This window comes from Microbacterium sp. LMC-P-041, from assembly GCF_030209555.1.
Classification (GTDB): domain Bacteria; phylum Actinomycetota; class Actinomycetes; order Actinomycetales; family Microbacteriaceae; genus Microbacterium.
The window spans coordinates 60050-73864 of the sequence record NZ_JARVRV010000006.1 but is presented as its reverse complement, the minus strand read 5'-3'; the positions used below and the strand labels follow the sequence as shown (position 1 = coordinate 73864).

Sequence of the window (13815 nt, the reverse complement as noted above, 5' to 3'; positions counted from 1 at the left end):
AGACTTAAATGAGGCTAGATCGATCATTTTCGATCAGCTAGGCTGGGCCTGTGAACATGCTCCCCTCGCCGACCGCAGACGATCGCGCCGTCTGGTCGCACGTCGATGCGGCCGATCTGATCACCCGTGCGAACGCCGATCTGGGAATGCCTTGGCCGCAGCCTCTCGCCAGCCAAGCCGCGCGGGTGCACCGCGACGGCGACCGCGTCGCCTGGGAGGAGCCCACCTTCGCCCGACAGCATCGTCTCAGCCGCGCGGTCGTCGCCGCGGCCGTCACGCTCGAGAATCGCTGGATCGACGAGGTCGTCGACGGAGTGCAGCTGCTGTGCGAGCAGAGCTCGTGGTGCTGGCCGGCCCACGACGACACGTTCGAGAAGCACGGCAGCGTGCTCGCGACCGTCACCGAGCCCTTCGTCGACCTCGGCGCGGGTGAGGTCGTCTCCCAGCTCGCCTGGGTCGACCACGTGCTCGGCACTCAGCTCGACGCCCGCGCTCCCGGCATCCGCTCCCGCATCCGGCATGAAGCGCAGTCGCGCGTCTTCCGTCCGTTCGCCGAGCGACGCGACTGGCACTGGCTGGGCCTCGACGGCGATGTGCACAACTGGAATCCGTGGGTCCACTCCGCGATCCTCGCCGCGGCCGTGCAACTGCACGACGAACCCGACCAGCTGTTCGACCTGATCGTCGAAGGCCTCGACCGCTATCTCGTCTCACTTCCGGCAGACGGCGCGATCGACGAGGGCTACTCGTACTGGTGGAACGGCGCCTGCCGAGCGCTCGAAGCACTCGACGTGCTCGAGCACGCCACCGGACGATCGTTCCCCGACCTGATCGCACTACGCGAGACCGTCGCCTTTCCGCACCGCTGCCACCTCGGCCGCGACTGGTACGCCAACCTCGCAGACGGGCAGGCCCGCCCTCGCGAGCATCACCCGTGGCACGCGCTGCACCGCGCCGCCCGGCGGACGGGCGATGCGGATGCCGCAGCTCACGCTGCCGCGCATCGCGCCGTCGCACCGTCCGAGTCCGCCGGGCTCGGACGCCTGATCCGCGAGCTGACGGATGCCGAGTGGCTCGCCACCGGCTCAGTCCGCTCTCCGCTGCCTCGCGACGTGTGGCTGCCGTCGACACAGGTGCTCCTCGCGCGACAGCGGGCCGGATCGGCCGACGGCCTCGGCCTCGTCATCAAGGGCGGCCACAACGCCGAGCACCACAACCACAACGACGTCGGTTCGTTCATCGTGACGTCCGACGGGGTGCCCATCATCGTCGATGCCGGGCGCCCGACCTATACGAAGGCGACTTTCGGCCCCGACCGCTATTCGATCTGGACGATGCAGAGCTCGTGGCACAACACACCCACAGTCGCCGGCATCGACCAGTCGCCGGGCCGGGAATTCGCCGCGACCGACGTCGACGTGTCGGTGACGGATGCCGCGTCGTCGCTGACCCTCGGCCTCGGCGACGCCTACGAGATCGGCGGACTGACTTGGCGACGCACTGCCGAGCTCGACCGCGCTGAGGGGATCATACGAGTGTCGGACGAGTGGAGCGGCACCCCATCGTCAGGCGAGCCCACCCGCCTCAACCTCGTCGTCGCCGGTGTCGTGACACCGCTCGTCGACGGCATCCGCATCGCGCCGCTCGACCGGGCGACACCCGTCGTGATCCGCTGGCCCACCGGCATCCGCCCGACCCTGACCGTGCGCCCTCTCGACGACCCGATGCTGAGCGAAGTGTGGGGGGAACGACTCACCCGCATCGAACTGGACGTGAGCGCACGCGATCGCGCGTGGATCAGAGTAGAAAGAGACGACGCCATCCCGGTGACGGGTGACAGCGAGGACGACCGATGACCGATCAGCAGCACGCGCCGTTGGCGCCCGCGCGTCATGCGCACATCCTCTCCGCCCTCGAACGCGACGGGGTCGTGCGGGTGTCGCGCCTGACCGAAGAGCTCGGCGTGGCACCGGTGACGCTGCGCCGCGACCTGCAGCAGCTCGAGGAGGAAGGACGCCTCGAGCGGGTGCACGGCGGAGCGGTCTCGGCACAGACTCCGGATGTCGTGCCGCCCGCGCCGTCACAGACGGGCGGAGCGATCGGCGTGCTCGTGCCGTCACTCGCGTACTACTGGCCGGGAGTCGTGAGGGGCATGGAGGCCGAGGCGCGCAAGCAGGGGCTGCGCCTCGTACTGCGTGGCGCCTCTTATGAGCTGCAGGACGAGCGGCCCGTGCTCGAGCGGCTCCTCGCCGCCGACGATGTGCGCGGCCTCATCGTCGCACCCAACCCTGACGTGACCCATGCGCAGGATGTCGTGCAGTGGCTCGACGCCTGCGGCGTTCCCGCGGTCTTCGTCGAGCGCGACGCCGTGGTGCTCCCCGACCGTGCGCCGGTCGAGAACGTGACGACCGACCATGCACTGGGGGCGGTGCTCGCTGCGCGCCATCTCGCCCGCCTCGGGCACCGCAGGATGGGCCTCATCCTGTCGCGGGAGTCGCCCACCGGCCGCAAGATCCTCACCGGGTGGGCGACCGCCTGCGAAGAGCTCGGGCTGGCACCCTCCGAGCACTTCGAGAGTCTCTTCCCCGATCGCAACGGCCCCGGTTTCACGGCCGCCGTCAATGCAGCCATCGACAGAGCGCTCGACGCCGGAGTGACCGGGCTGCTGATCCACTCCGATCCCGAGGCGATGGCATTCATCGACATCGCGCTCAACCGAGGACTCTCGGTGCCGGACGACCTCTCGATCGTGGCGTACGACGACGAGGTCGCACAGCTGTTCACCCCCGCGCTCAGCGCCGTCAGCCCGCCGCGCGCCGCGGTCGGTGCGGCGGCGATCGACCTCCTGGCTCGGCGGATCGCCGATCCGGCGCGCCCCGTGCATCGGGTGTCACTGAGTCCGACGATGCACGCCAGAGAGTCGTCGGCGCCGCCCTCCTGACCGTAGCCCGCGCACCGCCTCCGCGTTAGGCGGGGTCACTTTCGCACCTCCCGCGGCAGGGGTGGCCAAAAGCGCATCCGAATCGGGCGTTTGCGATGCGTTATTGGCCCCGCACCACCGAGGCAGCGGACACACGGCACCGATGCGAGCGCCGGAACAGCAGGCCTCACAGCGCGTCCTTCGCACCAGGCGGGGTCACTTGCGCATCCTCCGCGGCAGGGGTGGCCAAAAACGCATCCAGAACGGGTGTTTGCGGTGCGCTTTTGACCCCGCAGCGCGAACCCGATGCGTTATTGACCCCGCAGCGCGAACTAGGCGACCGCAGCGCGAATAAGCCGACCGCAGGCGCGGCGAGGCGACCGCAGGCGCAGCGAAGACGACCCCAGGCGCGGCGAAGGCGACCGCAGGCGCGGCGAGCCGACCGCCTCAGCGAGTGCTGGCGCGGTCCACCAGAAGGGTCGGCACGACAGCGGATGCCGCGGCGCCCTCCGCGCCCTCCGTGCCCTCGATCTCGGCGACGAGCAGGTCGACGGCGCGGTGTGCCAAGGCGGCGAAGTCCTGACGGATCGTCGTCAGCGGTGGGCGGTAGTTGGCGGCATCCGGCACGTCGTCGAAGCCGATGACGCTGACGTCCTCGGGAACCCGCCGCCCCGACTCGGCGAGCGCACGGAGGAGCCCGAGCGCCATCTGGTCGTTGGCGCAGAAGACGGCGGATGCTGCTCGCAGCGCCTTGCCCGCGGCGAACCCTGCCTCGGCGGTCCAGTCGCCGCGGACGACCTCGGTCGCCTCGACCCCGACCTCCGCGAGCGCCTTCCGCCATCCGCGCTCGCGCTCGGCGGCCGCGAACGAGTCGGCAGGCCCGGCGAGGTGGTGCACCGTCTCGTGGCCGAGGCCCAGCAGGTGAGCGGTCGCCGCAGCGGCGCCTCCGACATGGTCGCTGTGCACGACAGCGAGATCCGCAGACCCCGGGGCATCGACGACCACGAGGCGCAGTCCCGGCGGCCGATCGGCTGCGGGTACCAGCGCCGACGCCTCGTTCAGCACGATCGCGCCGTCGACCTCCTGCTCGGCCAGGCGCTCGAAGGCGTCGGCCACGCTGTCGCCCGCGGTGACGAGGGTGAGGGCGTAGCCGCGTTCAGCCGCGGCCTCGGCGGTGGCCTGCAGCATCCGCGAGTTGCCGACCGTCGCGAGAGTGGTGACGACGAGTCCGATGGTCTGCGAGCGTCCGGTGCGCAGAGCGCGCGCTGCGCGGTGGGGGCGGTAGCCGAGCTCGGCCATCGCGGCTTCGACGCGCCGGCGGGTCGCGGGGTCGACGCGAGGGCTGTCGTTGACGACGCGCGACACGGTCTGACCCGAGACGCCGGCGCGGGAGGCGACCATCGCCATCGAGACACGACCGGACGGGGCCTGGCGGCGGCGCAGGCGCGCGGCGCCGCGACGCAGATCATCGTCGCGCAGCAGCTCGTCGTCCACGGGCACCCTCTCTACGCGCTTACAACTCCGGAATGTTGACGTTACCACGGCGCTGTGCGTACCATGTTTACGTGAACACGCCCGAATCTCCTGAGTTGCGAACCGAGACCCTCTCCGCCGGCATCGTCAAGCGCGCGACGACGCTCGCCGACGGCCGCGAACTGATCTACTTCGACGATCCCGACACGACGCTCGGCGCCGACCGCGCCGTCGACAGCCGCACGCTCGACGCCCGCGGCGAGACCGCCACGATGCGCCTCGATGTGCTCACCGGCGACTGGATCACGGTCGCCGCCAACCGGCAGAACCGCGTGATGATGCCGAGCGCCGACGCCGATCCTCTCGCTCCGCAGTCGCCGACCAACCCCTCGGAGGTGCCGTCGCTCTACGACGTCGCCGTGTTCGAGAACCGCTCGCCCGCCTTCGGCCCCGCCCTCGCCGAGGCGACCGGCACCGCTCCTGAGGCGAGCAACCCTCCCCGCGGGCTCGACGATCTCGCCGCCCTCGGACTCGGCCGCACCCGCACCTCGGTCGGACGCTGCGAGGTCGTGTGCTTCAGCCCCGAGCACACCGGCTCGTTCGGCACCCAGTCGGTGACGCGCGCCCGCACGGTGATCGAGGCCTGGGCCGACCGCACCGCCGCCCTGTCGAAGCTGCCGGGCATTCAGCAGATCTTCCCGTTCGAGAACCGCGGCGAGGCCATCGGCGTCACGCTCCCCCACCCCCACGGCCAGATCTACGCCTACCCCTACGTGACGCCGCGCACCACGCGCCTGCTCGACTCGATCGACCGCACCGCGCCCGACCTGTTCCAGCACATCCTCGAGTCCGAGCAGGCGTCCGAGAGGGTCGTCTTCCGCGGGGAGCACTGGACGGCGTTCGTGCCCTTCGCCGCCCGCTGGCCGCTGGAGGTGCACCTCATGCCGCACCGCCACGTTCCGGACTTCGCCGAGACGACGGATGCCGAACGCGACGAGCTCGCGCCCCTCTACCTGCGACTGCTCCGCGGTGTCGACGCGCTCTACGACACCCCGACGCCCTACATCGCCGCCTGGCACCAGGCCCCGGTGAACGTCGGCCGAGACAGCGTGCGCCTGCACCTGCAGCTGACCAGCCCCCGCCGGGCGGCCGACAAGCTCAAGTTCCTCGCGGGATCCGAGGCCGCGATGTGGGCCTGGGCCGCCGAGGTCACCCCCGAGCAGGGTGCGGCCCGCATTCGCGAGGCCATCGCGAAGGCCGACGCCGCACACACCGCATCCGCAGACCAGAACGCAGACGAGGCATCCGCATGACCACCACCCAGGACGCCGCGCGCGCACTGTTCACCGACCTCACCGGTCGCACCCCCGAAGGCGTCTGGTCGGCGCCGGGGCGCGTGAACCTGATCGGCGAGCACACCGACTACAACGACGGATTCGTGCTGCCCTTCGCCATCCCGCATCGCACGGTCGCCGCCGTGGGAATCCGCGACGACCGCCGCATCCGCGTCGCCTCGACGTTCGCCGACGAGCCGGTCGAGGTCTCCCTCGACGAGCTCGACGAGCTGTTCCCGACCCCGACCGGCACCGCGCCGCGGGTGCCCGAGTGGGCCGCCTACCCCCTCGGTGTCGCCTGGGCGCTGCGCCAGGCCGACGGTGTCGCTCCGTCCGCGGCCACCGGTTCAGGACTCGACATCGCCATCGCGTCCGACGTGCCCGTGGGTGCGGGGCTCTCGTCGTCGGCGGCGATCGAGGGTGCCACGGCATCCGCGCTCAACGAGCTCTGGGAGGCCGGGCTCGACCGCGTCGCGCTCGCCCGTGTCGGCCGGAAGGCCGAGAACGAGGCGGTCGGCGCCCCGACCGGCATCATGGACCAGATGGCGTCAATGCTCGGCGAGCCGGATGCCGCGATCTTCCTCGACTGCCGCTCGCTCGATGCGAACCTCGTGCAGGTCGGCATCGCCGGGGCCGGCCTCGCCATCCTCGTGATGGACACCCGGGTCAAGCACGCGCACTCCACGGGCGGATACGGCGAGCGCCGTGCGGCCTGCGAGCGCGGTGCCGCCATCATGGGCGTACCGAGCCTGCGCGACGTCTCGGTCGACGACCTGCCCCGCGCCGAGGAGCTCATGGACGACGTGACGTTCCGCCGCGTGCGGCACGTCGTCACCGAGAACCAGCGCGTGCTCGACACCGTGGTGGTGCTGCGCGAAGACGGTGCCCGTGCGATCGGCGACCTGCTCGTGGCCTCGCACGCCTCGATGCGCGACGACTTCGAGATCTCGGTCCCCGAGCTCGACACGGCGGTCGAGACGGCCCTCGCGGCCGGCGCACTCGGTGCTCGCATGACCGGCGGAGGCTTCGGCGGTGCGGCGATCGCGCTGGTCGAGCAGGACTCGGTGCAGCAGGTGACGGATGCCGTGTCGGCGGCGTTCGCCTCATCCGGTTTCACCTCCCCCGTGATCTTCACCGTCACGCCGTCGGCCGGAGCGCATCGCGACGCGTGACCGCTGCCCGCTCGACCACGTCGTGAACGAGCGGCCTCAGAGTCCGCCGATCGCGACCTGAGATACTGAACACTTCCCCACCCTGAGGAGCACAATGTCCTGGATCGTGACCGGCGGCGCCGGCTACATCGGCTCGCACGTCGTTCGCGCACTGGCGGATGCCGGGCTCACGCCCGTCGTCCTCGACGACCTCTCGAGCGGCGTCGCATCGTTCGTGCCCGAAGGCGTGGCTTTCGTGCAGGGCAGCATCCTCGACCGTGAACTGGTCGAGAAGGCGCTGCGCGATCACGACGCCGAGGGTGTCATCCACGTCGCCGGATACAAGTACGCCGGCGTCTCGGTGCAGCGCCCGCTGCACACCTACGCGCAGAACGTCGAGGGCACTCGGGTGATCCTCGAGGCGATGGATGCCGCGGGCGTCACCAACATCGTGTTCTCGTCGTCGGCGGCCGTGTTCGGCACTCCCGATGTGGCGCTCGTCGTCGAGGAGACCGCCAAGAAGCCGGCGAGCCCCTACGGCGAGTCCAAGCTCATCGGCGAGTGGCTGCTCCGTGACCAGGCGATCGCGACCGCCGACTCCGACAAGCCGCTGCGTCACACCTCGCTGCGCTACTTCAACGTGGTCGGGTCGGCCGACCCGTCGGTCTATGACGTGAGCCCGCACAACCTCTTCCCGATCGTGTTCGAGAAGCTCATCGCCGGCGAGACCCCCCGCATCAACGGCGACGACTACGACACCGAGGACGGCACCAACGTGCGCGACTACGTGCACGTCGGCGACATCGCCGCCGCCCACGTCGCGGCAGCGAAGCGTCTCGCCGGTGGCGAGCCGATCGAGGCCGCATACAACCTCGGCTCGGGCGACGGCCTCAGCGTGAAGCAGATCATGGACGCGGTCGCACGCGTCACGGGCATCGACTTCACCCCTGAGATCGGCCCTCGGCGTCCGGGAGACCCCGACCGCATCGTCGCGACCGGCGAGCTCGCCGCGCGTGACCTCGACTGGAAGATGCGATACACGGTCGACGAGATGGTGCGCACGGGCTGGGAGGCCCGTCAGGCCGCGTCCTGACGTCGGTCAGAGATCGCGCGTGCGGATCGGGTAGAGCCAGAAGCACAGCCACGCGAGGGCGGCGAAGACGAGCGGGACCACCGCGACCATGACGCGGATCCCGCCATCGACGGCCTCCGGCTGCGCATCGCCGAGCGAGGCGTCGAAGCCGGATGCCGTGAGCACCACCGCCGCCACGACGGCCTGCAGCACGACCGAGCCGCGCACGACGAAGCCGTTCACCCCGAAGTACGCGCCCTCGCGTCGATGACCGGTGCGTGTTGCGTCCTCGTCGATGATCTGGGCGAGCACGACCTCGAGCAGCTGCAGCAGACCGCCGACGCCGACGCCCACCGCGACGCCGATGAGCGCCGCGGCGAGCACGGTCGACGGCAGCAGGTAGCCGAGCACGGAGATCCCGAACACGGCGACGCTCCACAGCAGCGCGGCGCGGGGTGAGGTGCGGCGCACGATCGCGCTCCACAGCACGATCGACGGGATGGCTGTGACGAAGATCGCCCCCAGCAGCAGGCTCGCCTCTCCCTCGGCGGCGCCCAGCGAGTAGCGCACGTAGAACGGCAGCGCCGCGAGGATGACGGCGATCGAGGTCTGGATGAACAGCGAGCCGAGCACGTAGGGCACGAACGCCCGGTTCGCGAACGTGTACTTCAGCTGGTCGCCCCAGCGCATCGCCTCGGATGCGGCCTCGGGCACTCGACGCTCGATCATGCCGCCGAAGAACGACCACACGAGCAGCGCGAGGCAGACGGCCGAGAGCACGAGGGCCATTCCCGGCCAGCCGATCGAGTCGTACAGCGCAGGGGCACCCGCGGTGCCGAGCACCATGCCGAGGATCGCGAAGATCTGACGGGGCACGTTGCCGCGCGCCCGCTCATCGGTGGTGCGGAAGATCTCGGGGAACAGCGCCGAGATGTTCAGCACGACCACGACGAAGGCGATGTCGTACACCGCCACCACGATCAGGAACCAGACGATCAGCCCGGCGGTCGGCAGCTCCGGCGGCATCCACACCAGCGCGAAGGCGACCACGAGCGGCACGATGCCGAGACCGATCCATGGGATGCGGCGGCCCCACGGCGTGCGGATTCGATCGGACAGCGCCCCGACGACCGGGTTGAGCACCGCGTTCAGCACGCCGTGCGCGATCATCGCCGCGGCCACCCATGCTGGCGCGACACCGAGGTGGGTGACGTAGAAGTAGACGACGAACGCCGAGAACGTCTGCGCCATGAGCTGGGTCGGGAACCCCGATGCTCCGAACGCGATGGCCTGAGCCCTCGTGGGGGCGGCGTCGAGTCTTCGGTCGCGCAGCCGCGTCGTCAACGACGTCATGCGCGTCGGCTCCGCTGCAGATCGCGCAGATCGCGCCATCCGAGCCGCACCAGTCCCTCGTCGGCGAACACCTGCAGCACCTCGGGGTCGGAGAGCAGGCGAAGCTCGTGCCCGCGTTTGGCCGCACCGAAGTCGACGGCCGCGCGCAGCTCGTCGTCGTCGACCATCGGATGCAGGTAGATCTCGGTCACTCCGGCCGGAACCGCGCGCAGCAGCGCGATGAACCCGTCGCGCACCTGTTCGTACGACTCGTCCGGCGCCTCTTCGAACGGGTGGCTCCACAGCCGATCGATGATCTCGACGCCGAGCGCATCGGCGGCGGCCGAGGCCTCGGCGAGCTTCGCCTGCAGGGCGGCGTCGTCGCCGGTCCCGTCCATGCTGCGCGGCAGCCGGAACGGCAGGCCGTTGCGGGCGGCGAGCTCGAACACCGGGCCGAGGAAGTCCCGCCCGGTCAGCAGACCGTAGACAGACCCCATGTGGTTGTCGAGATGCGTCACGTCGACCCCGGCATCCAACGCCGTCTGCAGCTGTGCGGCGATCTCGGCGGTGACGTCGTCGACCGACGCGAGCTCTTCGATCGCGAGAACGCCGGCGGGAAAGTACCCCGCGTCGTCGACGAGGGTGGTGTCGGTGCCGGTGAGGGGCCGCCAGCGGTAGTCGGTCCACTCGCTCGTGAGCACGAGGTGCACGCCGACGTCGAGGTCGGCGCGCGAGGCCGCGAAAGCGAGCGCCTCGGGTGCCCACGCGCACGGCACCATGAGCGTCGTCGAGTCGATGTGCCCCGCATCGAGCAGCTGCATGATCGCCGTGTTGGCCGCGTGGCACATGCCGAAGTCGTCGGCGTTGATGATCACGCCCCTGGCTCCCGGCGCGAGGCCGAGGCGATCCGCGAGGTCCGAGGTCATCGCCGACTCCTGTCCGATGCGGGAAGCAACCGCGAGAAGACGGTCGCGCGAAGAGCGGATGCCGCCTCACCGGCTGCGCCGACCAGCGGCGCCTCCGGGCCGAACGACGAGACGAGGAGGGTGAGCGGGAGCTGCGGGGCGAGCTCTTCGGCGAAGGCGACCGCCGCTCGGGCCAGCGCCGGGTGCGCGGCAGTGCCGCTGAGGAGGAACGCCTCGGGATCGAGCACGAGCGCGATGCTGCCCGCGATCAGGGTGAGCCTGCGTCCCATCTCGGCGGCCATGGCGAGTGCGGCCGGATCGCCGGCGGAGGCGGCGTCGAGATGCTGGTCGATCGTCTCGTCCGGGTCACGCCCGTTCGCCAGTGCGAGGTCGCGCACGACGGCGTCACCGAGCACGGGAGCGCCGATCGGCAGCGGACTCTGCGGCAGATACATGACCTCGCCGGCCACGCCCGAGAAGCCCCGGTGCAGGGAGCCGTCGATCACGATGCCGGCGCCGAGTCCGTCGTCGAGGAGCAGCAGCGCGAAGCTGCTGAGCGCCGCGCCGGCGCCCTCGGAGAGCTCGGCGAGCGCCGCGAGATTGACGTCGTTCTCCACCCGCACCGGGCAGCCGAGGCGCGTCGACAGGGCGTTCTTGAACGCGCCGCCGTCGGGGCCCTGATCGTCGCGGATGCCTCCGTCGGCGGTGACGATGCCCGGGATGCCGACGACCGCGAGCAGCAGCGGACCGGCCACGGCCCTCTGACAGGCGTCGATGAGCCCGGCGATGTGCTGCACGCGGTCCCCGCGCACGGGGAAGGCGGCGTGGCTCTCGGCCCGCACGGCTCCGGTCGGGTCGACCAGCGCGACGTGGGCGGCGTGGGCGTCGACGTGCACTGCGGCAGCGAGTCCGAGATGTGGATGCAGCGAGACGCGCCCTGCTGCCGGTCCCCGCGTGTCACGGTCGACGCCCGCAGCGGCGACCGCCGACGAGGATTCGAGCATCCGCAGCACCTGCGTCACCGCAGTGCGAGAGAGACCGGTCTCGGCGACCAGTTCGGCGCGGGTGAGCGGGCCTCGGCGCGCGAGCGTCTCAAGGATCGCGCGGCCGTTGAGTGTTCGGAGCAGGGTCTGGGGCCCCGCAAGTGGTCGTGCCAAGTGGATCCCCCCGGATTCGACGTCCGCCCCAGCTTGACACATCGCGTCATACGTGTCGAGAGATCCGGACCCTGATCCGCGTCACGATCCACGGCCGTACGTGTCTTGCTTCAGGGAGCCACCGTGGCCCCGTCCGACCACAGGGAGGAGGCATCCGATGCGACCGACCATTTCGCACCGACTCGACCGACGTCCGTCGTCGCGCAGCGACACTCCGACCCCGGCCGTGTACCCCTATGAGGTGACGGCCCTGCTCGAGCGCGGGTGGTGGGTGCTGCACGTCGCCGACCTCGACGTGCGCGGCGTCGCCGCGACGCTCGCCGAGGTCAGATCGGCCGCCGAGCTGCTGCTCGCGCGAGCGCTCGATGCCCCCGTCGGCAGTGTGCCGATGACGATCTCGGTGGTGCGGTTCACGCGAGGGTCGCTCATCCGCTCGCGCTGGTAGCCCGAGACCCGCCGTCAGTCCAGCGCGGACATCACGTGCTTGATGCGCGTGTAGTCGTCGAAGCCGTACTGCGAGAGGTCTTTGCCGTAGCCCGAGTGCTTGAAACCGCCGTGAGGCATGTCGGAGACGAACGGGATGTGGGTGTTGATCCACACGCAGCCGAAGTCGAGGTCGCGAGAGAGGCGCATCGCGCGGGCATGATCGGCGGTCCACACCGACGATGCGAGGGCGTAGGGCACGTCGTTCGCCATCTCGAGTGCCTGCTCCTCGGTCTCGAACGACTGCACGGTCAGCACCGGGCCGAAGATCTCGCCCTGCACGGCCTCGTCGTCCTGATGCAGACCCGACACGATGGTCGCCTCGAAGAAGTAGCCCTTCTCACCCTGACGCGCACCGCCGGTCTCGATCGTGGCGTGTGCAGGCAGGCGGTCGACGAAGCCCTGCACCTGAGCGAGCTGGGCAGCGCTGCTGAGGGGACCGTAGAGCACGCCCTCCTCGTGCGGGGCGCCCGTGCGGGCATCCGTCTTCGCCTTCTCGACGAGCGCGGCGACGAACTCGTCGTGCACAGACGAGTGCACGAGCACGCGGGTGGCCGCGGTGCAGTCCTGTCCGGCGTTGAAGAACGCGCCGGTGACGATGCCGGATGCCGCCTTGTCGAGGTTCGCATCGGGGAAGACGATCGCGGGCGCCTTGCCGCCGAGCTCGAGGTGCACCCGCTTGACGTCGTTCGCCGCCGAGCGTGCGACGGCCATCCCGGCGCGCACGGATCCGGTGATGGCGACCATCTGCGGCGTCGGATGCTCGACCAGTGCCACGCCGGTGTCGCGGTCGCCGAGCACGACGTTGAGCGTGCCGGCGGGCGTGTGCAGCGCGACGATCTCGGCGAGCAGCAGGGTGGTCAGGGGCGTCGACTCGGCGGGCTTCAGCACCACTGTGTTGCCTGCGGCGAGCGCCGGGGCGATCTTCCACACGGCCATGTTCAGCGGATAGTTCCAGGGGGTGACCTGCCCGATCACGCCGATCGGCTCGCGGCGCACGAACGAGGTGTGGCCGGCGAGGTACTCCCCCGCCGCGCGTCCTTCGAGACTGCGGGCGGCTCCGGCGAAGAAGCGCAGCTGGTCGATCGACTGCAGGATCTCGTCGGTTACGAGGCTGGCACGCGGCTTGCCGGTGTCCTTCGACTCGAGGTCGGCGAACTCCTCGGCGCGGGTCTGCATCTCATCGGCGATGCGGAACAGCGCGAGCTGGCGATCGGCGGGAGTGGTGTCGCGCCAGATCGGGAACGCGGCGGATGCGGCGGCGTAAGCGGCGTCCACGTCGGAGGCGTCCGAGACCGGCAGCTCGCCGTAGGCCTCCTCGGTCACCGGGTCGATCAGCGGCATCCGCTTCTGTCCGCTCACGGGAACGTACTGCCCGCCGATGAAGTTCTGTAGGAGTTCTGTGGCCATGCTCGCCATGCTAGCGATCGGATCACGAATACAGAAGAGTGAAGTGATCTTAACGATGGAATCAGTTGCCAGGGAGCGCCGATCCTGTCAATATCGACACATGAGCACCACGCCGAAGCAGCCCGTGTTGGACGACATCTCGAAGCGGATCGTTGAGTTGCTGCAGGAGGACGGTCGACGGCCCTATGCCGAGATCGGCCGAGAGGTGGGGCTCAGCGAGGCGGCGGCGCGTCAGCGCGTGCAGCGGATGACCGAGGCGGGCATCATCCAGATCGTCGCGGTGACCGACCCGATGCAGCTCGGCTTCAACCGCATGTCCATGATCGGCATCCGCGTCACGGGCGACCCGCGGCTGATCGCGGAGGAGCTGACGAAGATCACCGAGCTCGCGTACGTCGTCGTCACGCTCGGCACGTTCGACATCCTCGTCGAGGCGGTGTGCGAGAGCGACAGCCACCTGCTCGATCTGATCGCGACCCGCATCCGTACGATCCCCGGCATCACGCACACCGAGAGCCTGCTCTACGCAGGGCTCTATAAAGACCTCTACAACTGGGGCACGCGCTGAGGCGCGGGTC

General features: G+C 70.2%; 12 protein-coding genes. 7 read left to right on the top strand and 5 right to left on the bottom strand.

All coding sequences use genetic code 11. From position 1 onward, the window contains the following. Positions 1-56: 56 nt before the first annotated feature. Both QRN21_RS13160 and QRN21_RS13155 read left to right on the top strand, forming a co-directional pair. Positions 57-1856 (top strand): heparinase II/III domain-containing protein, encoded by a 1800-nt coding sequence (locus QRN21_RS13160; RefSeq protein ID WP_285364697.1) that lies wholly within the window; start codon positions 57-59, stop codon positions 1854-1856. Beyond that, positions 1853-2941, top strand: a complete 1089-nt coding sequence (locus QRN21_RS13155; RefSeq protein ID WP_285364392.1) for a substrate-binding domain-containing protein — start codon at positions 1853-1855, stop codon at positions 2939-2941. Before QRN21_RS13160 ends, QRN21_RS13155 begins: the two co-directional genes overlap by 4 nt. A gap of 426 nt (positions 2942-3367) precedes the next feature. Here the strand turns inward: QRN21_RS13155 and QRN21_RS13150 are convergent, their stop codons facing one another. Further along, a complete protein-coding gene (locus QRN21_RS13150) occupies positions 3368-4327 on the bottom strand; it encodes a LacI family DNA-binding transcriptional regulator (RefSeq protein WP_285364694.1) in 960 nt (319 codons plus the stop codon). Positions 4328-4485: 158 nt separating this feature from the next. Between QRN21_RS13150 and galT the strand changes: the two genes are divergently transcribed. The 3 genes from galT to galE all read left to right on the top strand — a co-directional run bounded on the left by galT (position 4486) and on the right by galE (position 7971). After that, positions 4486-5706: a galactose-1-phosphate uridylyltransferase gene (gene galT, locus QRN21_RS13145; RefSeq protein WP_053097758.1), complete on the top strand. Its 1221-nt coding sequence runs from the start codon at positions 4486-4488 to the stop codon at positions 5704-5706. Next, positions 5703-6899, top strand: coding sequence for a galactokinase (gene galK / locus QRN21_RS13140; RefSeq protein ID WP_285364391.1), 1197 nt, complete (start codon positions 5703-5705; stop codon positions 6897-6899). Before galT ends, galK begins: the two co-directional genes overlap by 4 nt. 94 nt (positions 6900-6993) lie before the next feature. After that, positions 6994-7971, top strand: a complete 978-nt coding sequence (gene galE / locus QRN21_RS13135) for a UDP-glucose 4-epimerase GalE (RefSeq protein WP_053097760.1) — start codon at positions 6994-6996, stop codon at positions 7969-7971. A gap of 6 nt (positions 7972-7977) precedes the next feature. Here the strand turns inward: galE and QRN21_RS13130 are convergent, their stop codons facing one another. From QRN21_RS13130 to QRN21_RS13120, 3 genes are read right to left on the bottom strand one after another with little or no spacing between them, the layout of a single operon-like run. Next, positions 7978-9303: an MFS transporter gene (locus QRN21_RS13130; protein WP_285364389.1), complete on the bottom strand. Its 1326-nt coding sequence runs from the start codon at positions 9301-9303 to the stop codon at positions 7978-7980. Then, complete coding sequence (locus QRN21_RS13125) at positions 9300-10208, bottom strand: polysaccharide deacetylase family protein (RefSeq protein ID WP_056279274.1); 909 nt, start codon at positions 10206-10208, stop codon at positions 9300-9302. Before QRN21_RS13125 ends, QRN21_RS13130 begins: the two co-directional genes overlap by 4 nt. After that, positions 10205-11344, bottom strand: a complete 1140-nt coding sequence (locus tag QRN21_RS13120) for an ROK family transcriptional regulator (RefSeq protein WP_285364386.1) — start codon at positions 11342-11344, stop codon at positions 10205-10207. The genes QRN21_RS13125 and QRN21_RS13120 overlap by 4 nt, the downstream gene beginning before the upstream one ends. A gap of 157 nt (positions 11345-11501) precedes the next feature. Between QRN21_RS13120 and QRN21_RS13115 the strand changes: the two genes are divergently transcribed. Further along, positions 11502-11789 (top strand): hypothetical protein, encoded by a 288-nt coding sequence (locus tag QRN21_RS13115; protein ID WP_285364384.1) that lies wholly within the window; start codon positions 11502-11504, stop codon positions 11787-11789. A 14-nt stretch (positions 11790-11803) separates the two neighbouring features. On the opposite strand, the gene QRN21_RS13110 is transcribed toward QRN21_RS13115, so the two are convergent. Beyond that, positions 11804-13237 carry a gamma-aminobutyraldehyde dehydrogenase gene (locus QRN21_RS13110; protein ID WP_285364382.1) on the bottom strand — a complete coding sequence of 478 codons (1434 nt, stop codon included), beginning with the start codon at positions 13235-13237 and terminating at the stop codon, positions 11804-11806. A gap of 100 nt (positions 13238-13337) precedes the next feature. Between QRN21_RS13110 and QRN21_RS13105 the strand changes: the two genes are divergently transcribed. Further along, positions 13338-13805 carry an Lrp/AsnC family transcriptional regulator gene (locus QRN21_RS13105; protein ID WP_053097765.1) on the top strand — a complete coding sequence of 156 codons (468 nt, stop codon included), beginning with the start codon at positions 13338-13340 and terminating at the stop codon, positions 13803-13805. Positions 13806-13815: the final 10 nt, after the last annotated feature.